General features: G+C 40.4%; 19 protein-coding genes and 2 tRNA genes. 7 read left to right on the top strand and 14 right to left on the bottom strand.

Features of this window, described 5'->3' with window-relative positions:
- Positions 1–11: 11 nt before the first annotated feature.
- The 5 genes from NMG88_RS07070 to glsA all read right to left on the bottom strand — a co-directional run bounded on the left by NMG88_RS07070 (position 12) and on the right by glsA (position 3,918).
- Positions 12–581, bottom strand: coding sequence for a PIN domain-containing protein (locus NMG88_RS07070; protein ID WP_278047053.1), 570 nt, complete (start codon positions 579–581; stop codon positions 12–14).
- The gene (locus NMG88_RS07065) at positions 581–1,066 is read right to left on the bottom strand and encodes a helix-turn-helix domain-containing protein (RefSeq protein ID WP_254035251.1); all 486 of its coding nucleotides are present in this window, start codon (positions 1,064–1,066) and stop codon (positions 581–583) included. Before NMG88_RS07065 ends, NMG88_RS07070 begins: the two co-directional genes overlap by 1 nt.
- 496 nt (positions 1,067–1,562) lie before the next feature.
- Positions 1,563–1,886, bottom strand: coding sequence for a divalent-cation tolerance protein CutA (cutA, locus tag NMG88_RS07060; RefSeq protein WP_042153022.1), 324 nt, complete (start codon positions 1,884–1,886; stop codon positions 1,563–1,565).
- A gap of 27 nt (positions 1,887–1,913) precedes the next feature.
- Entirely contained in the window at positions 1,914–2,822 is a 909-nt protein-coding gene (locus NMG88_RS07055) for a pentapeptide repeat-containing protein (RefSeq protein WP_227366019.1), read from the bottom strand.
- Between the two features lie 175 nt (positions 2,823–2,997).
- Entirely contained in the window at positions 2,998–3,918 is a 921-nt protein-coding gene (gene glsA, locus NMG88_RS07050) for a glutaminase A (protein WP_042153018.1), read from the bottom strand.
- Positions 3,919–4,076: 158 nt separating this feature from the next.
- Here glsA and NMG88_RS07045 point away from each other — a divergent pair.
- A tRNA-Asp gene (locus NMG88_RS07045) sits at positions 4,077–4,150 on the top strand.
- Positions 4,151–4,412: 262 nt separating this feature from the next.
- Here the strand turns inward: NMG88_RS07045 and NMG88_RS07040 are convergent.
- The 3 genes from NMG88_RS07040 to NMG88_RS07030 all read right to left on the bottom strand — a co-directional run bounded on the left by NMG88_RS07040 (position 4,413) and on the right by NMG88_RS07030 (position 5,416).
- Positions 4,413–4,628 carry a hypothetical protein gene (locus NMG88_RS07040; protein WP_042153017.1) on the bottom strand — a complete coding sequence of 72 codons (216 nt, stop codon included), beginning with the start codon at positions 4,626–4,628 and terminating at the stop codon, positions 4,413–4,415.
- A 112-nt stretch (positions 4,629–4,740) separates the two neighbouring features.
- Complete coding sequence (locus NMG88_RS07035) at positions 4,741–5,100, bottom strand: hypothetical protein (RefSeq protein ID WP_042153014.1); 360 nt, start codon at positions 5,098–5,100, stop codon at positions 4,741–4,743.
- Positions 5,087–5,416: a type II toxin-antitoxin system RelE/ParE family toxin gene (locus NMG88_RS07030; RefSeq protein WP_227350328.1), complete on the bottom strand. Its 330-nt coding sequence runs from the start codon at positions 5,414–5,416 to the stop codon at positions 5,087–5,089. The genes NMG88_RS07035 and NMG88_RS07030 overlap by 14 nt, the downstream gene beginning before the upstream one ends.
- Before the next feature lie 148 nt (positions 5,417–5,564).
- Here NMG88_RS07030 and NMG88_RS07025 point away from each other — a divergent pair, with 148 nt between their 5' ends.
- The gene (locus tag NMG88_RS07025) at positions 5,565–5,777 is read left to right on the top strand and encodes a hypothetical protein (RefSeq protein ID WP_042153010.1); all 213 of its coding nucleotides are present in this window, start codon (positions 5,565–5,567) and stop codon (positions 5,775–5,777) included.
- Complete coding sequence (locus NMG88_RS07020; protein ID WP_227350327.1) at positions 5,774–6,160, top strand: type II toxin-antitoxin system VapC family toxin; 387 nt, start codon at positions 5,774–5,776, stop codon at positions 6,158–6,160. Before NMG88_RS07025 ends, NMG88_RS07020 begins: the two co-directional genes overlap by 4 nt.
- A 112-nt stretch (positions 6,161–6,272) precedes the next feature.
- Here NMG88_RS07020 and NMG88_RS07015 read toward each other — a convergent pair whose 3' ends face one another.
- From NMG88_RS07015 to lipA, 3 genes are all read right to left on the bottom strand, one after another.
- Positions 6,273–6,491 (bottom strand): type II toxin-antitoxin system HicB family antitoxin, encoded by a 219-nt coding sequence (locus NMG88_RS07015; RefSeq protein WP_202807008.1) that lies wholly within the window; start codon positions 6,489–6,491, stop codon positions 6,273–6,275.
- Between the two features lie 220 nt (positions 6,492–6,711).
- On the bottom strand, positions 6,712–8,646 hold the full coding sequence (locus NMG88_RS07010; RefSeq protein ID WP_235751219.1) for a serine/threonine-protein kinase: 1,935 nt from the start codon (positions 8,644–8,646) through the stop codon (positions 6,712–6,714).
- 128 nt (positions 8,647–8,774) lie between these two features.
- On the bottom strand, positions 8,775–9,644 hold the full coding sequence (gene lipA / locus NMG88_RS07005) for a lipoyl synthase (RefSeq protein ID WP_254035250.1): 870 nt from the start codon (positions 9,642–9,644) through the stop codon (positions 8,775–8,777).
- 91 nt (positions 9,645–9,735) lie between these two features.
- On the opposite strand from lipA, the gene NMG88_RS07000 reads away from it, so the two are divergent.
- Positions 9,736–9,809: transfer RNA gene (locus tag NMG88_RS07000), tRNA-Pro, on the top strand.
- Positions 9,810–9,875: 66 nt separating this feature from the next.
- On the opposite strand, the gene NMG88_RS06995 is transcribed toward NMG88_RS07000, so the two are convergent.
- Together NMG88_RS06995 and NMG88_RS06990 are read right to left on the bottom strand one after the other, a co-directional pair.
- A complete protein-coding gene (locus NMG88_RS06995) occupies positions 9,876–10,076 on the bottom strand; it encodes a hypothetical protein (RefSeq protein ID WP_227366028.1) in 201 nt (66 codons plus the stop codon).
- A 28-nt stretch (positions 10,077–10,104) separates the two neighbouring features.
- A complete protein-coding gene (locus NMG88_RS06990) occupies positions 10,105–11,694 on the bottom strand; it encodes a tetratricopeptide repeat protein (RefSeq protein WP_227382600.1) in 1,590 nt (529 codons plus the stop codon).
- A 161-nt stretch (positions 11,695–11,855) separates the two neighbouring features.
- Between NMG88_RS06990 and NMG88_RS06985 the strand changes: the two genes are divergently transcribed.
- From NMG88_RS06985 to NMG88_RS06975, 3 genes are all read left to right on the top strand, one after another.
- Positions 11,856–12,941: a glycosyltransferase family protein gene (locus NMG88_RS06985; RefSeq protein ID WP_042152996.1), complete on the top strand. Its 1,086-nt coding sequence runs from the start codon at positions 11,856–11,858 to the stop codon at positions 12,939–12,941.
- A 54-nt stretch (positions 12,942–12,995) separates the two neighbouring features.
- Complete coding sequence (locus NMG88_RS06980; protein ID WP_254035249.1) at positions 12,996–15,191, top strand: sulfotransferase; 2,196 nt, start codon at positions 12,996–12,998, stop codon at positions 15,189–15,191.
- A 206-nt stretch (positions 15,192–15,397) separates the two neighbouring features.
- Entirely contained in the window at positions 15,398–16,456 is a 1,059-nt protein-coding gene (locus tag NMG88_RS06975; RefSeq protein WP_254035248.1) for a glycosyltransferase family 4 protein, read from the top strand.
- Positions 16,457–16,497: 41 nt separating this feature from the next.
- On the opposite strand, the gene NMG88_RS06970 is transcribed toward NMG88_RS06975, so the two are convergent.
- Complete coding sequence (locus NMG88_RS06970) at positions 16,498–18,123, bottom strand: adenylate/guanylate cyclase domain-containing protein (protein ID WP_320060326.1); 1,626 nt, start codon at positions 18,121–18,123, stop codon at positions 16,498–16,500.
- Positions 18,124–18,172: the final 49 nt, after the last annotated feature.

Here is an 18,172-nt window from a genome sequence, read left to right as displayed (position 1 = left end):
AGCAGCGATCGCTAAATTCCATAACACAACTCCCTTAACGTACTCACGGACTGCGGAAGTCCTTGTTTTAGAAGCGTGTCCAGATATTCATCAGGTGTTTTAGGTGGATTTTTAAGTCTGATTCGTTGTATTTCGGCTGCTCTACAGACCATTGCTGGGTTCAAGTCGAGTAAGTGTAGAATAAACTCATCCGGGTGCTGCGCTTCAACACCATATTGTTGAAGTGCTTGACTGGGAAAATCATCAAGATTAAAAGTGACAATTACATCAGCATTACAGCGAATGGCAGCAGCAAGAACATGACGATCATCTGGATCAGGAAGTTGTAATCCTAATATTAGGTCTTCGTATCCTGTAACCAGGCAATCTCTAACATGAGAATTCATCAGAGTTTTAGTCCTGGTAAGCTGTTCAAGTGTAAGATCAGGACGATTTTTGAGAACATTTCTGATCCATTCATCGTGAATAGCATCTGTCCAAAGTGCCTTAAATAAGTCAGTGATGGCAAGTTCCATTAAAAAATCACGAAGCGGTGCTGGATATAAAACACAAGCATCGTAGACAACGGAAAAATTAGCCACTACATGACTCCTTCGTATCCCATATTCAGTTCTTGAGCTTGAGTAGTAAGCTCATCAAGAGTTTTCCGTCGTGCTGCATCAACTCGATTTTTGTAGTCCATTAAATCTTGGTAACGCACCCTTCGGCGCGTACCCACTTTACGAAAAGGGATTTCTCCAGACTCCAGCAGTTGCACCAAATAGGGACGGGAAACATTCAAAATGTCAGCAGCTTCTTGGGTGGTAAGTTCTGCGTGAATTGGAATCAGCGTTACAGCATTTCCCTTCGCCATCTGTGCCAACATCTCAAGCAGTAGACGAAAAGCTTCAGCAGGTATGACAACAACTTCATCTTGGCTGTCATCTTGCACAAGCTTGATGGTACGGGTGCATCCGTCTTGGTTCTTGATGTACCGTGCCAAAGACGAGCTACTGGCTTGTGCAATCGTAGCTTCTTCTTCCGTAGGTAGAACAGACCGCAAGTTTGGAGCCTCTGTAAGTGTCATTGATTCAGCCTCTCACTATCTAATATAAAGGTTTGCGTTTACTACAAAAGTGTCTCCAACTTCTGCAAATGAGAGGTCGGATAGAATTGGCTATAACCTATGTTAGCAATTTTGCGAAATAAACGCAATAAACGAAATGAGCGAAATCAGTCTTGCTTTTGCTCTCGTCCCCATCCGCTTACCACCATTATGAATAGTTAAAATTACAGTTTTTCAAGAGGTTGCTTAGTTTTTAGTTGCGATGGGTGCGCGACTCTAAGCGATCGCTCTTTTAAAAAGGGCGATCGCTCTACACCCAACAAAATTAATATTAGAATATCAAATATCTCCAATATTACTATCCGGCCACTAAAACCAAGAGAATTTCTTCCGTTGCGTAGGCCACAGAAGACAACGCATCATAGGTGAAAGATTTAGATGGTGGGAATCCACAAGGACACCTATCAATGCTTGTCCTTATAAAAGTAAATAAAATTATTAAGAGAAAACAAATTTTTTAAAGGGTCTGAGTTTGTGCAGCAATCCAGTCTAAATAACTTACTAAACCATTAACAATAGGTAAAGCGATAACTTCAGGTACTTCATAGGAGTGAAGTTGTTTAACCCTTATGGTTAAAGGCTCAAATTTTCTGAGATCCGTTTTAATAATTAATTGCCATTCATCTGCTCGGCATAATTTTGATTCCCAGGTATAAATAGAATGAATTGGCATTAAACTTACACAGGCTGCTAGTTTTTCTTCCACTAACACTTGAGCAATTTTTTCCGCTTCCAAACGAGAACTTGCCGTAACAAAAACCACAGTATAATCTGTTTCCATGAATGCGCCGTTAAATCTGAATTTTAATTATCCTAACTCAAGATCACACTTCTGAGTATGAGCTTGATATAAATTAGAGCAGGTCATCGCTAAATCCAGATAAAGTTTTAAAGATTGCGGTAATTGCGCTCCTTGGAATTGAGTATTTTCAAGGTTAGCTCCCAATAATGACGCATCTCTTAAATCCGCATCTCTCAAGTCTGTTTGTGATAAATTTGCCCAGTTTAAATTTGCCCACATTAGACTAGCCTGTTCTAAATTAGCTCCGGTTAAATCAGCTTTAGTTAACCTAATACCTCGCATTTGAGCTTGACTTAGATTAGCATTTATCAGGTTTGCTTCCTCTAAATCAGCCCCATTCATTCTAGCTTCATGCAGATTAACACCCTCAAGATTAACGCAACTTAATTTAATCCCATTTAAGTAGGCTCTTTGTAAATTAACTCCCGTTAATTCCGCCCCAAATAAATTAGCCCCACTGAGTTTTGCCGCCACTAAATTTGCCCATTTTAAATTAACTCCAGTTAAGTTTGTTTCTCTTAAATTCGAGAATGGCAAGTTAGCCGAGCATAAATTAGCATTCGGTAAGCTGGCGCATCTTAAATTAGCTCCGGCTAAAGTTGCACCGCTTAAATTAGCATTGGGAAGTTTAGCTTTAACCAAAAAAGCCCCCGTCAAATTAGCTTTGGTTAAGTTTGCATCCCCCCCTTGTGCCTCATTCATTTTGGCATAACTCAAATTCACTCGATGCAAACACGCCCCATTGAATTTAACCCGACTCAGGAAGGCTCGACTCAAGTTGGCTCCCATTAGGTTAGCTCCCGAAAGGTTAACCCCAATCAAAATTACCCCGGATAGGTCTGCACCTTCGAGGTCTACCCCCGTAAACTCTCTTTCCCCTTCTTCGTATTCCCTCAACAGTTGACTAACTTCCATGGGTGTCTCACTCCAGTTACTTCTGCTGCTATTTTCAATATAACCATAAAATCTTAAGAAAGTTTTTATATTTTTGTGTTTAACATTTTTTAATAATTTAATTTTGGCAATCGGGTTCGATTATTTTTGATTTAGTTTAATAGGCTGTTAATCTTCTAAATAGGGTATGTAGAAACTAATTAAACAGACTTAAATTTAGGGTTTTAACTATTTTTTCCAGAAAAAATAAACCCCCGATCGAATTTCCTTGGGGATCAAGGGGGGGACTGTAACAAGCGATCGCTCCCTGTAGGGGAATAATTGATAATACCGCCCCACTCACCCCTGATTTAGTCGGGATTCCCAACTTCAGCGCAAAATGTCCCGATGTTTCGTATAACCCACAGGTGATCATTAAGGTTTTGACGATGCGAATGGCGCTTTCCCATTCCGGGTTAGTTGGTTGTAGCAATAACCAACCCAATTTGGCTAAATCTGAAATTGTGGCCGATAAACAACAAATTTGGTTATAGGTATCCAAGGTGATATCGGGATGCTCCAGATAACCCGAAGCCGCCAGGGTGGAAACCAGGGCCAGGTTTTTGGGGTTGGGGGCTGAACGCACGGACTCCAGAATATCCTGGTCTAAAACTAACTGACAATCGGCGAATTGATTTAACCAGGAACAGAGATACTGACAGCGAGAATTAGCATCCTGACCGGGAAGCAATCCAGCTAGGGCGATCGCCCCACTATTAATCATCGGATTACGCGGCCATCCGCCATCGGATTGTAACTGTTCGAGGGAATTAAACGGTTGATCGGAAGGCTGATCCCCCACTTGTTGAAAAACCCGCTCCTGCCCTAATTCCAGCAGTCGATTTAATAATAGAAAGCACTTGATCACACTCATCACGGGAAACCGGAGGGTTTGATTCCCCGCCTGGTAAGATTGGCCTTGGAGCGTCAGGATTTTGACCCCGAATTCCTGGGGGTTAACCTGGGCTAACTGGGGAATATAGCTGGGTAATTGGCCGAATTGACTCCGTTGTTGTCCTTCCTGAACCCAAGTATTGACCTGTTCCTGAGTTAACCTGTCTAATGGATTAAACTCCATATTCACTGAGAATCCCTTCCAGCTTGTTTTCTTTAGTCTAGCTTTGCGGGGAAGACTCCGCCAAAAGCCCCGTCAAAAAAATTTTCCCAGCAAAGGCTTGACAAATAAAAAAAAAGCAGTAATAATAAAAATTGTCGCAAAAAAAAGAACGACAGCAAGGGACTGTAGTTCAATTGGTTAGAGCACCGCCCTGTCACGGCGGAAGTTGCGGGTTCGAGCCCCGTCAGTCCCGTTCTAAAGTTAATAATCAAGAAACCGGATTTCTAATTAAGTTAATTGCTACAAATCAAGATATCTTGAGAAACCCGGTTTCTGAAGGTGATCGCAAATACCCCAAGAAACCGAGTTTCTAATTAAATTAATTACCACAAATCAAGATATTTTGAGAAACCCGGTTTCTGACAATTGTTGATAGGTGGGGGCGGGTTTATTTAGATTTCTGCTAATTAACAAAGATTAACGCGAACCCGCCCCTACGGTTTGGGTAAGATTAATTAGAGGGCTGATTTAATCTTGTTTTTTTCTGCACGAAGGGTTGCCACATCTTGCCAAAAACTTTCCCGTGTCACCTGTTTTAACAAGGTTTCTCTCTCTTTTGTATAGTCACCTCGCCCCCAATTAAATTCTTGTAGAAAACGAAGGGTAGCGACTTGACCTAAGTGTTCAACTAAAATTTGATAGCCTTTTTCTCGAAGTTCAAGGGATGTCATCGTTAGATTCTCCTTTGGTTTGAAAAACAGACATTAGCCAAATGAAAGGATTTGAGATAGTAACATTAATTTGATTCATTTGTTTGTTAATCTCTTAACAGATCGGGTTGATTTAGAAACAAGCGATCGCAGGTTCTTCTTCCTCAACTTCTGTAATATATTCTTTAACATGAATTGAAATCTCAAATCCCAAACTATTCAATAACTCAATAAAACCATAAATTTCAGCACAACCTGATTTTGTTAACAGATGATTGAGTTTTTCATAACATAATTTGGCTTCGTTTGATAAATCTTGATTTTGATATTTTGCTTCAATTACCTTAGCGATCGCATTTTTCAATAATTCAGGTTCGGGGTTTTCTTCCTCTAATATTGCGGTCAAAAAACCCGCAGCGTGTTCAGAATTTTTCAGCTTTTCAATGATAAAATCATGATAGGGTTTAGAAGTTGGTATTTTAATGTTTGTCATAATCTTTCCAATACTCCTGAGCTTGACGAATATCTTGTTTTTGGGTGCTTTTATCTCCCCCAAACAGCAATAACACAATTTTTAATCCGATTTGTCCAAAGTAAAGGCGATAACCAGGGCCATAATTAATTCTGAACTCATAAACCCCTGCTCCTAGAAAACGGTAATCTCCTAAATTACCTAACGCAATTCGTTCTATCCTTGCATCTATTTTATATTGAGTTTTAGCGTCGCTTAGGGATTCGTACCACTGATCAAAGGGAATTTTACCATCTGGTGTCACATAACGTTGAATCTCCCTGGGTTGACTTTCCATAATATTATTTATAGTGATCGCACTTTCCCCTATTATCAAATCCCTCAATTGTAGGGGCGGGTTCGAGACAATCTCTGTTAATTAGTATAAATCTGGCTAAACCCGCCCCGAATGCTAAACCTACCCCTAATCATACAAGAATAAACAAATGATTGAATCAGATATCCTAGAAAAACTGCAAGGAACATCAATCGAAGATCGTATCCTAATCATTGAAGCCATTTTACAAACTGTCAAAAATGATATGCGCTCAACTTCCTTACCACAGCTTACCTCTGAACATCCCCTGCGCGGAAAAGTCATTCGCTATGAACATCCCTACGAACCCGTAGCCGTAGAAGACTGGGAGGCGCTAACATGATTATCCTAGACACTCATATCTGGATTTGGTGGGTTGATGATCATCCTAAACTGTCACCCCAAAACCGCGACATCATTCAAGCACATCAAACAAGTGGTATAGGAATCAGTATCATTTCTTGCTGGGAAATTGCCAAATTAGTCGAAAAAAATAGACTAACTTTTGAGTCTTCTATAGAAGAATGGCTCGAACTCGCCCTAAAATACCCCGGTATTCAATTGCTACCATTAAACCTGCCAATTATCCTAGAATCTACTCGACTCTCTGGATTTCATGCAGATCCCGCCGACCAAATTATCGTCGCAACGGCTAAGATTAACGCCTTATCATTAATTACTCAGGATGAAAAAATATTAACTTATTTTAAGAACAAAACACCATGATCAACGTCTCGGTTACACCTATCGGCGATCGCAAATACCCCAAGAAACCGGGTTTCTAATTAAGTTAATTGCAATAAATCCAGATATCTTGAGAAACCCGGTTTCTGAAAGCTCATACCACTAATAGTAAATTTTCTAAAGTCTCAACATTTTCCAGGGGTACAGGTAAACCATCTTCTTCTAAAGCTAAAATATAGCCTTGAATTGCTTCTTTAATATTGATTAATGCTTCTTCTTGGGTTTTCCCCTGACTCACACAACCGGGTAAACTCGGACATTCAACCACCCAGTAACCATCCTCACCGGAATAAATTGTTATTCGTCTAATCATAATCACAGTAATTAATAATATTGTTTCCTGGTTTTAGAATAACAGAAATTTTTCTATATCGTAGGGGCAGGTTCGAGACAATCTTGATTAAATTACTCCCTTTTGCTAAACCCGCCCCAAATGCGATCGCAAATACCAAAGAAACCGGGTTTCTAATTAAGTTAATTGCAACAAATCAAGATATCTTGAGAAACCCGGTTTCTGCTACTCGAACCCACCCCTACGGTGCTCGCCACAATTTAATCGTGTTGTCCCAACTCCCACTAGCTAACGTCTGACCATCAGGACTGAAGGCTACAGAGTAGACAAAACTTGAATGTCCGGTGAGCGTGGCAATTTCCCGTTGACTCGGAACATCCCACAATTTAATCGTCTCGTCCTGACTCCCACTGGCTAACATCTGACCATCACGACTGAAGGCTACAGAATAGATCCAATTTGAATATCCGGTGAGAGTAGCAATTTGCCCTTGGCTCTGCACATCCCACAATTTAATCGTGTTGTCCTCACTCCCACTGGCTAACGTCCGACCATCGGGACTGAAGGCTACAGACCTGACATTATCTGAATGTCCGGTGAGAGTGGCAATTTCCCGTTGGCGCTGCACATCCCATAATTTAATCGTCTTGTCAAAACTCCCACTAGCTAACGTCCGACCATCGGGACTGAAGGCTACAGACCTGACAAGATGTGAATGTCCGGTGAGAGTAGCACTTTGCTGTTGGCTCTGCACATCCCATAATTTAATGTTGTCGTGACTCCCACTGGCTAACGTCCGACCATCGGGACTGAAGGCTACAGAGGTGACAGGACTTGAATGTCCGGTGAGAGTGGCAATTTCCCGTTGGCTCTGCACATCCCACAATTTAATCGTCTTGTCAAAACTCCCACTCGCTAACGTCTGACCATCAGGACTGAAGGCTACAGAGTAGACAAAACTTGAATGTCCGGTGAGCGTGGCAATTTCCCGTTGACTCGGAACATCCCACAATTTAATCGTCTCGTCCTGACTCCCACTGGCTAACGTCCGACCATCGGGACTCAAGGCTACAGAGTAGACAGAACTTGAATGTCCGATGAGAGTGGCAACCCGGGTGGGGTTTTGCCAAGAAATTTGGGTTGATGGGGCGCTGGGTGAGGAATTTTGATTAGGAGTATTTTTATTAGTAAATATTCCATATCCGACTAACAGCAATATCCCAATAGATAAACCCACCCAGAAGTTATGATTATTTTGGGCTGGAGGAGGTGGAGGTGGTGGTGTTGGTGTAGGTCGTAAATGCTGCAAGACCTGAGCAGCCGAAGAATAGCGGTATTGAATCTGCTCCTGTAATAGTTTATCGAGAACTTTCTTTAATTCTGGACTCAAAGGTTGTGACACATATTGTTGCCAACGGGTTGTCCAACTGTAACCATATTTTGTAAATAGCTTAAACGGCTCAATTTTTGATAATAAATAAAAACAAGTCACCCCTAAACTATATAAATCACTGGCGGGGTATGCTTCTCCGTTTTGTAATTGTTCTGGCGCTGAATAACCAAACGTCCCAACACGGGTTCCCACTTTAGTTTGTACCACCGTTGCGGCTAAATCTTTCGCTATGCCAAAATCAATTAACACATATTCCCCATTCCGACGACACATAATATTATCGGGTTTGAGGTCACGGTGAATCACCTTTTCTTGATGAATAAACGTCAGCACAGGTAACAAACTCTCTAACAGTTGTTTGACTTGCGCTTCTGTCCAAACTCCTTGTTTCGCTAAAACTTTATTTAAAGTTTCCCCTTCAATATATTCTTGAGCTAAATACAGTTGATTATTTTCTGAGAAATAAGCCACTAACCTCGGAATTTGCTGATGATCTCCCAGTTGTTCCAGTTTTTCAGCTTCTCGTTGAAATAATTCTAAGACTTTTTGTAGTCCTGCTGTTCGTTGATTATTAACGACTAACTGTTTAACCACACATTTCTTATTCAGTTTATCCGTATCTTCCGCTAAATAGGTGCGACCAAACCCCCCTTGACCTAAAAATTTGATCATGCGAAACCGTCTGTACAGCAAGTCGGGTATGGGGACACCGCAAGCTTGACAGTAAACCGTACCATCTGAGTTGTCTGGGTTGGGACATTGGGGGTTGATGCAACATTTCATTATCGTTCTCAAGGGTTAGAATATTATCTCTATTGTGTCTCAATTTTGGGAAACTGGAGTATTAACGCGGATATCGCTGCATTAAGGCTCGAACCTTGAGAGAGAGTCCTAAAGGACTCACTACGGTATTAACGGGGATATTGCTGCATTAAGGCTCGTACCTGTTCGGCGTGGTAGGAACTGCGGGTTAGGGGAGAAGCCACCACCTGTAAGAAACCGATAGACTCACCAAAATCCCGCCAAGTATCAAATTGTTCGGGTGGGATAAATCCCTTAACGGCTAAATGTTTAGGTGTGGGTTGTAGGTATTGACCCAAGGTTAAAATATCACAATCAACGGCCCGTAAATCCTGCATGGCTTCCCGAACTTCGGCATCGGTTTCACCCAGTCCCACCATTAACCCAGATTTAGTATAAACTTCGGGTCTGAGTTGGCGCGATCGCTTTAATAACTCCAAACTGCGCTGATAATCTCCTTGGGGACGAACCCGACGATACAGACGTTGGATGGTTTCGGTATTGTGGTTGAGAACTTCTGGTTTAGCCTGCAAAATTATTTCTAGGGCGTCCCAGTTACCACAGAAATCAGGAATTAAAACCTCAATAGTCGTTTGGGGAGAGAGCGATCGCACCCCCTCAATACACCGAACAAACTGGGACGCACCGCCATCGGGTAAGTCATCCCTGTTCACAGAAGTGATCACAACATGATTCAAGTTCAGGCGTCGCACCGCTTCCGCTAATCTTTCGGGTTCAGTAATATCTAGGGGTTGGGGTTTTTTCTCAAAATCAATATCACAGTAGGGACAAGCCCGGGTACAAGCTGGCCCCATAATTAAAAATGTAGCGGTTCCAGCATTGAAGCATTCCCCAATATTGGGACAGGAGGCTTCCTCACAGACGGTGTTTAAGCCTAAATCCCGCAAAATCCCTTTGACGTTGCCAACACGCTCCCATTGAGGGGCTTTGACTCTTAACCAGTCTGGCTTGACTACCACGGGCTACCTTTTCCTAATAAATTCACATCTTTATAGATCCTAACTGATCTTTTCTGTGTTATACTCACTAAAGGTGTCTTAATTAAGGCATCGGGATGTAGCGCAGCTTGGTAGCGCACCTCGTTCGGGACGAGGGGGTCGTAGGTTCAAATCCTATCATCCCGATTTTGACGGTTGTCGAGTGTCAAATTATTTAGAGGAAGAAGAAAGAAATTGTCCCAGAGTCCCCCTTCACTGATAACTGATAACTGATGACTGATAACTGATTAATGCTTCTCCCAAATTCCGATAAAACCATAAATGAATCGGTTCTCCTCGTAATTCTATCCCTTTTTGATAACAATTAATTGACTCTTTTAAATAGCCTTGACGATGTAATTGTTGTCCTAGATCCTGATAAGTTTCAGGATCTGTAGGACGGTTTTTCTGCATTTCCCGATATCGAGAGAGGGGATCTAAGTTAACTCCCTTTTTTTTTTGAAATCACGCGACCCATGGCTTCATAGGCTAAATCAAAGTCTGGTTTTAGGTTAATTGCTTTCTGCAAATAAGCCAGAGCCTCTTGATAGTTTTCTTTCTGTTCTAAGGCTTCTCCCCAATGTAAATGAATATCGGGAGAATGGGGATAAATCTCGCAAGCCCGGCGATAACAACTAATGGCTTCATCCCACTTTTGTAAGATGGCAAAGGTATGACCTAAAAGGTGATAAGCTACTGGAGATCCGGGGTTGAGAACACAGGCGCGACGGAAAGCCACAATAGCATTTTCAATATTGCCTTGTTGTCGGAGAGTTTGTCCTAAATTTTGATAGGATTCAAAGGAATTAGGATTAAACTCTTGGGTACGACGATAGATGGCGATCACTTCTTCAAATTGACGCTGTTTCTCTAAAATTTGTTGTAGGCGGGCTTGAATTTCACCCTGATTTTCAGGATTCAATTCTAAGGCTTGGCGATAGGTGGCGATCGCTTCTTCAAATTGATAAAATTGTGCTAAAGTTTGTCCTAATTGATCATATAACTCAGCCGAAGAAGATTCTAAATAACAAGTTTGACGATAAACTTGAATCGCTTCTTCCAAGTTATAAACTTGAACTAAGGCTTTAGCTAAACTCCATTGATATTCAACAGAATCAGGATTAAGTTGAACACAACGGCGATAAACTGTTACGGCTTCTTCCCATTCATTTTGTTGAAATAAAGCCTGTCCTAACTGTTGATAAGCCTCTACAAAATCAGGATTAAGTTCACAAGCTCGACGCAAAGCAATGATACCTTCTTCCGATTCCTGTTGGTGAATTAATCCTGTTCCTAAATCATAATAGGCTTCGGCGGAGTTGGAATTCACCTGACAACAACGACGGGAGAGTTTAATAATTTCTTCCCATTGTTCCTGCTGTTCTAAAATAGTTCGCAAACTCTGATAAGATTCTATTAAATTAGGATTGAGTTGAAAACTCCGATGATAATTCTTAATAGCTTCATCGGTCTGACCTAAGTTATCTTGAAGTTTAGCTAATTCTAAATAACATTCCGACCAATAGGGATTAATTTCTAAGGCTTGATGGTAAGCTGCGATCGCCTCTTGCTTTTGGTTTTGTTGTGTGAAAGCCTGTGCGAGATAGTAATAAGTTTCCCCGTCATTGGGCTTTAGGGCTAATGCCTTATGGAAGGAAGAAATAGCTTCTGAAATATTGCCTTGTTGAGTCAAAGCCATACCCAAATTGGTGTAAAATTCAGAAAAGCTGGGATCGAGAGCAATGGCTGTTTGAAAGCAACTTATGGCTTCACTCAACTGTCCAGCTTGCAGTTGCATACTACCTAAGCGATCATGAAACCAAGGGGAATTAGAGTTGAGATCCACCGCTTTTTGGTAAGCTGCGATCGCTCCTTTAATACTTCCGGTATTAACCAGAGCTTCCCCTAAATTATAGTAAGACCAAGCCGATGTTGGGTTTTCCTCAATGGCTTTTTGGTAACTTTCAATGGCATTGTCAAACTGACTTTTTCTTAACAGTTGATTGGCGGTCTCAAAATAGCTAACACTCATACCAAAAATCTCAATAAGTTTTATGATTTAATTAAAGGTAGATTTTACCGGAGGATGAAAACTTAAGCCAAACACTTAGGAATTGAGAAGTTAATCACGACCTAATTGTTCTAACAGAGTTTACGCTCTAGTATACCTATTTTCAATTCTACACCGAATTTATGCCATTGTCTGCTTCCCAATTAAAAAAAATTCAAGATCAACTAGAGCGATCGCAATCTTGGTTAGAGGAAATTCAATCTGAGATAGAATCTTCTCAATCCACTCTACCGATTTCAACCCCTATCCTGACTCAACCTCCTCAATCGTCAATTTTATTTTACCGAGATTATGGAGGGTTCACCGGGGGACATTTAAAAGTTTGGGATTACTTTAATCATGTCAGATTTTCAAAAAATCATTGTCCCTCTATTTATTTTACCTCCCAAAGTAGTTGGGATATAAATAATCCTTGGTTCAATTTAGATAAAAAGTTTATCTTATCTCAACCTTTAGCTAATCCCGATCTAATTTTTATGGAAGGGTTAGATTGGCAGTTACTAGATCAAAACTATAAACATAATTCACCTGTTCCCATTATTAATCTAATTCAGTCCTTTAGACATGGATACCCGGATAATCCCCGTTATCCCTTTCTTAAGTATAAAGCAATTCGGATTTGTGTGAGCCTTGAAATTAAACAATATTTAGAAACTCATGCTCAAGTTAATGGTGAATTATTAGTGATTCCCTGTGGCTTAGATTTAACTCGAATTCCTGAGTCGTTAGATTGGGATCAAAAAGATTATGATATTTTAATTGCAGCTTTAAAAGAACCAGAACTAGGACAGGAGTTAAAACAGAAATTGGAAATAACGGGTCAAAAAGTAGAACTCTTAACCACTCAACTTCCGAGGAAAGACTATTTAGAGCAGCTAAATCGTGCTAGAATGACCGTGTTTCTCCCCAACAAAAAAGAAGGAGAGGGTTTTTATCTTCCTGCTTTAGAAGGGATGGTTGTAGGAACAATGGTAATTTGTCCAGACTGTATTGGCAATCGTTCTTTTTGCATTTCAGGGTATAATTGTTTTCGTCCTGACTATCGGGTAGAAAGCATATTGAATGTGATCCAACAAGCATTACAATATTCTCATACTCAAGTTCAGGAAATGTTAACCCATGGGAAACAAACCGCCAATGAACATAATCTACTAAAAGAGCGTCAGGCTTTTTTAGAGATTCTCGATCATATTCATGAAATTTGGTGAGATAGATTACCAATTTAACCTAAAATTATTCTCTTGAGATAGTATTCATAGATCATGCAAAAGTCTAACACAGAACAAACCGTTTTCATTATCGCCGGAATGCACCGTTCGGGAACATCCTTAGCTGCATCAATTCTGCAAAGTGCGGGGGTTCATATTGGTCGTCGTTTAATGGAAGCGACCGAATTTAATGCCAAGGGACATTTTGAAAACCTAGATTTTTTTGAATTTCATTTAGATGTCTTTCGCTCCCTGGGAGTTAATATTGATGGATGGACACTTCAAGAAAATCTACAGATTGATGAACCCTTAATTGACCGAGCAAAACAACTCATAGAACAAAATTCCTTAAGTTCAATTTGGGGATGGAAAGAACCTCGAACTACCTTATTTTTAGACTTTTGGGCAAAACTGTTACCCGAAGCCAGATTTTTATTAATCTATCGATCGCCTTGGGAAGTGGCTGACTCCTTGTATCGAAGGGGAGATGAAATTTTTCAAACTCAACCCGAATTAGCGATCAAATATTGGCAGCATTATAATCAAAAAATTCTCGATTTTTATAATCAAGAACAACATCGTTGCTTGTTGACCAACCTAAAAACAATTGTTCAATATCAAACCGCCTATATTGATACCATTAATCATAAGTTTAACGTTAATTTAAGTCATCCTGCTCCCACAGCTTACGATCCTTCATTATTGAGAACAGAGATTTCATCTAATAGTCAGCGACCCACTTTAATTGACCATTACTTTCCCGAAGCTATTGAACTCTATCAAGAACTAGAAGGGAGAGGATGGCATCCTGAACAAACACCGGATTTTTCTTGGCAAGAATTATTAAAACCTTCTCTATACAAAACTTGGGCATTTCAAGAATGGGTCAATTTACGTCAATTAGAAATAGAGAATAAATCCCTAAAATCTCAATTGCAGGAGGAAAAAGTTGAATTAGAAGAAGCCAAAGCAATTCAAGCTGAAGCAGAGCAAACAAAAACCCAACTCAAAACAGCAGAATCTCTATTAGAACAATCTCAATCTCAGTTACAAGAAATCGAATCTGTTTTACAACAATTTCAAGAACAATTGCAAAAAAGTGAGTCAGTCTTAGAAACCTCTCAACAACAATTGCATCAAAATCGCGATCAATTGAACCAGACTAATTCGGAGTTAGAGAAAACTAAGAGACAACTTTATCAAGCTCAATGGGAAGTTCAGCGTTATCAGTTTCAATGCCATGAGTTGGAAGAAAATAAGGTTCAACTTCAGAAAATTCAGTGGGATGTGCAACGGTATCAATCACAGTTACATCAGACTCAAGAGGAATTAGAATATTATGAACTTCATCGCCAGGAGTGGGAAGATGCTCAATCTCAACTAGATCAAGTCGAAGTAAGTTTAAGTGAATTAACAACTCAGTTACAACAAACCCAAAAACGGGAAGAACGTTTTCAAATTCAACTGCATCAAAGTTTAGAAGAATTAGAGAAAACTCAAATTAAACTCCAACAAGATCAAGATAATTTACAGGAATCAAACAATCAAGTTAAACAACTCAAACGAGACTTAAAACGTTCTAATTCTCAACTATATCAAGTCGAAAGTGAGTTTGATTTGTCCCATTCTCAATTACAACAGTCCGAGTCTCAATGGTCACAAACCCAAACCGAATTAACCGAAATTAAATCTCAATTCCAGGAAACCAAGCGAGAATTAAAACAAAAACAAGCCCAAGTCAACCAACTACAAACCGAATTAAAACGATCGCAATCTCAAATGTATCAACTTCAGATTGAGTTAGCCCAATCGCAATTGCAAATTCAACAAATCCAAGAGCGGCAACAACTGGAACAAAGCCTCAGCAATGATCCTAAAAAACATACTGAGATGGACTATAACCTCTTAATTTGGGATGCCTGGAACGCCTATCGAAACGGTAAACTCCTTCAAATGAAAGCCCACCTGCAAAAAGCCTTGAAATTAACGACAGCTTCCCCTAGCGAAATCATTTTAACCTGGTTAGAAAGTTTCTCTAAATTGTCCTTAGCCCAAGGCATAGAACTAGATTCCGAAAGTTTAACAAATTCCGAGGAATGGCAACAGTTAGTCCGACAAATGACCGCTAAAAAAGGTGTTAACCTGACCGAAAAATCAATCAAGCAAGCAATCAATCAATCAAGCAATCAAGCAATCAATCAAGTGGCGGTTGAAACCGCTACACAAGCAAAACCCGCCGATGCGGGTTGAAGATTGGGATGCTGTGGACATTATTTGTCCGCGTAGGCGGACATCGTTTGTGTAGTAGCGATTTCAATCGCCGGAATTTCTATAATTTCAGACACCCCAAACCAGCGTCCCCAACCCCAGACCGGAATTTTTTTTTGCGAGAAAGGTTCCTAAATGTAGTAAACTCTGGCTGACACCCAAAGAACTTCTTGCACCTGTAACCTCAGATGCCCCACCATCTGTACCACCTACTCGCTTTTGTAATTTCGGCTCTAGTTGTGATCTGGAGTACGCCGATTGTTAAGAAAATCGCCATCCGTTCAGGACGGGTTGATTTACCCAATGATCGAAAAGTTCATCAACAACCGATGGTGCGCTTAGGTGGCGTTTCCATCTTTGCTGGCGCCTTAATTGCTCTGTTATTGGTTTGGGGGTTAGGTGGCTTTATTGATGCCACGGGAAAACCCCTAAGCCCACGGGATGAATATGAAATTTGGGGCGTGGTCATTGGGGGTATTGCTTTTTTTCTGATTGGTCTAGCGGATGATTTATTTAACCTCTCCCCTTTAACTCGCCTCCTGTTACAAACCGGTGTAGCCAGTTTGGTTTGGTGGGTAGGTGTCCGCATTGACTTTTTAACGATCCCGAATTTGGGTCTAGTTCAGATTGGATGGTTGAGTTTACCCATTACGGTTATTTGGTTAGTGGGAATGACCAATGCGATTAACTGGATTGATGGTTTAGACGGACTAGCGGCGGGGGTTTGTGGTATTGCCGCCGTCGTGATGTTGATTGTCAGTTTATTTATGAATCAACCCGCCGCGGCTTTAATTGCAGCGGCTTTAGCCGGAAGTGCCCTGGGATTTTTAAGGTATAACTTCAACCCAGCCCAAATTTTTATGGGGGATGGGGGGGCTTATTTTATGGGCTTTACCCTAGCTGGAGTGGGGGTGATTGGTTTAGTCAAAGTAACAGCCGTGACCTCGGTGATTCTGCCCTATTTAATTTTAGCAGTTCCGATTTTAGATATGTCGGCGGTGATTTTGGATAGAATTCGCCATGGAGAATCACCCTTTGCTGCGGATAAACGCCACCTGCATCACCGACTCCTAGACGCGGGTTTATCCCAACGCCGAACAGTATTATTTATCTATTCTCTCACGCTTTGGGTGGGAAGTTTAGCCCTGGCTTTTTCGGGAATACCCAGTGGTTTAGCATATCTTTTAGGTGCAACAGGATTATTAGGATATACCAGTTGGCAAGCCTTAAAACGAGCTAGGTTATAACAACCGTAGTCACCCCTTCAAGGGTTTCTTAATTATTTAATTCAAAAAGAAAGAGCAGTTGATTGAACTTCTTGCCAATGTAAACGATAAAGTTGCAGGGGTTCGGTTTTCCCTTTAACAATAACAGGAGGTATTGTTTCTAAAGGCAAACTCCGATCTTTTAACTGATCAAAAGTTGATTGAGAAATTAAAATTTCATTTTTATTAGCTGCTGAACAAATTCGACTGGCGACATTCATGGTATCCCCAGTATGGGTATATTGAATCAGTTTTTCTGAACCAATATTTCCCGCAGCTACCTGTCCGGTATTCAGTCCAATATGAATATAAATTGGTTCTCCATAACGCTGTTTCCATTTTTGATTCATTCTATCTACCGTCCACTGCATTTCAATGGCGGCTCGCACCGCTCGATCCACATCATCATGGCGGGAATAGGGAGATCCCCAAACCGCAACTAAAGCATCCCCAATGTATTTTTCTAAGGTTCCTTCAAAGGGAAAAACAATTTCCTCCACCATCAGTTTAAAATATTCATTTAACATAGAAATAACTTGACGAGGCTGCATTCGAGAAGACATTTCTGTAAATCTAGTAATATCAGAAAATAGGGCGGTAACTTCACTTTCTACAATGGCATCAAATTTTCCTTCTTCCCGAAGTTTTCGACTCACTGCTGGAGGAAAAAACCGTTCTAATTTATTTCTAATTACGGCTTCTTCCTGCATTTTTTTATAAAGTTCGGCATTATCAATTGCGATCGCCGCTTGATTAGCTAAGGCGGCTAAAAATTCTACATCTTCGGGAGAATAAAGATTAGATAAAGATAAATTATCGACATACAAAACCCCAATCACACTATCCCGTAATCTTAACGGTACACACATCGAGGCATGAATAGCTTGACAGAGAATCGACTCAGACCCTTCAAATCGCTCATCGGCTTGAGCATTATCTATTAATACGGCATTTCCTGTTTCTCTGACAATATTGGTAATTTTTTTACTATAAAAATGTTCATCGGCGAGGGGTTCCTCCCGAAATTTAACGGCTTTATTTTCTAAGTTATTGGTTTTAGGATTAACTAACAAAATCGCCGCCCGATCCAGATTCATTATTTGAAATAATAGATCTAAAATTTTATCTAAGAGTTTATTGGGTTCATTCGGAGAAGATAACTCTTTACTAACTTCTAATAAAATTTTTAACTTATCAACAATTCTTAAATTAGCATCTTGTTGTCGAATATTTAAAACTGAATTTATGGCTTGAGAAGTTCCTAATAAATCTTGAATAATGGTATAACTATTATCGGTAGCAAATTCGTGAATAACCGAGGTTTGATGATTTTCAGCCTCCGATTTTAAAGAGGGTGTGAGGGAAACATTCATAAATTTAAACACTACACGACCACAACGAATTAAATCTCCAGATTTGAGATTCGCGTGTTCAATTATCACCTCATTCACAAAGGTATGATTACTACTCTGCATATCGGTAATCGTGTTTTTTCCCTCGCTGACATCAATGCGAGCGTGATGACGAGAAAGACTCACATCTGCTAAACAAATTGTGTTATCCCGCCCCCGTCCGATGGTATTTACACCGAACTGTAGGTTAAAGGTCATAGCCCCGGTTGTATCGGGATTATAAATTAAATATGGCACTGTCCTCTTATCAGTAATTAGTTATCAGTAGGGACGTGCGATGGCGCGT

The sequence above is a fragment of the Planktothrix agardhii genome (assembly GCF_904830935.1).
GTDB classification, from domain to species: Bacteria; Cyanobacteriota; Cyanobacteriia; order Cyanobacteriales; family Microcoleaceae; genus Planktothrix; species Planktothrix agardhii.
This window is presented reverse-complemented; position numbering and strand designations above follow the sequence as displayed.

Excerpts from the sequence above, each read along its gene's own strand:
- NMG88_RS07065 (WP_254035251.1), bottom strand. The coding sequence starts at position 1,066 with ATGACACTTACAGAGGCTCCAAACTTGCGGTCTGTTCTACCTACGGAA.
- cutA (WP_042153022.1), bottom strand. The coding sequence starts at position 1,886 with ATGGAAACAGATTATACTGTGGTTTTTGTTACGGCAAGTTCTCGTTTG.
- NMG88_RS07055 (WP_227366019.1), bottom strand. The coding sequence starts at position 2,822 with ATGGAAGTTAGTCAACTGTTGAGGGAATACGAAGAAGGGGAAAGAGAG.
- glsA (WP_042153018.1), bottom strand. The coding sequence starts at position 3,918 with ATGGAGTTTAATCCATTAGACAGGTTAACTCAGGAACAGGTCAATACT.
- NMG88_RS07040 (WP_042153017.1), bottom strand. The coding sequence starts at position 4,628 with ATGACATCCCTTGAACTTCGAGAAAAAGGCTATCAAATTTTAGTTGAA.
- NMG88_RS07035 (WP_042153014.1), bottom strand. The coding sequence starts at position 5,100 with ATGACAAACATTAAAATACCAACTTCTAAACCCTATCATGATTTTATC.
- NMG88_RS07030 (WP_227350328.1), bottom strand. The coding sequence starts at position 5,416 with ATGGAAAGTCAACCCAGGGAGATTCAACGTTATGTGACACCAGATGGT.
- NMG88_RS07025 (WP_042153010.1), top strand. The coding sequence starts at position 5,565 with ATGATTGAATCAGATATCCTAGAAAAACTGCAAGGAACATCAATCGAA.
- NMG88_RS07020 (WP_227350327.1), top strand. The coding sequence starts at position 5,774 with ATGATTATCCTAGACACTCATATCTGGATTTGGTGGGTTGATGATCAT.
- NMG88_RS07015 (WP_202807008.1), bottom strand. The coding sequence starts at position 6,491 with ATGATTAGACGAATAACAATTTATTCCGGTGAGGATGGTTACTGGGTG.
- NMG88_RS07010 (WP_235751219.1), bottom strand. The coding sequence starts at position 8,646 with ATGAAATGTTGCATCAACCCCCAATGTCCCAACCCAGACAACTCAGAT.
- NMG88_RS06995 (WP_227366028.1), bottom strand. The coding sequence starts at position 10,076 with ATGCAGAAAAACCGTCCTACAGATCCTGAAACTTATCAGGATCTAGGA.
- NMG88_RS06990 (WP_227382600.1), bottom strand. The coding sequence starts at position 11,694 with ATGAGTGTTAGCTATTTTGAGACCGCCAATCAACTGTTAAGAAAAAGT.
- NMG88_RS06985 (WP_042152996.1), top strand. The coding sequence starts at position 11,856 with ATGCCATTGTCTGCTTCCCAATTAAAAAAAATTCAAGATCAACTAGAG.
- NMG88_RS06980 (WP_254035249.1), top strand. The coding sequence starts at position 12,996 with ATGCAAAAGTCTAACACAGAACAAACCGTTTTCATTATCGCCGGAATG.
- NMG88_RS06975 (WP_254035248.1), top strand. The coding sequence starts at position 15,398 with ATGCCCCACCATCTGTACCACCTACTCGCTTTTGTAATTTCGGCTCTA.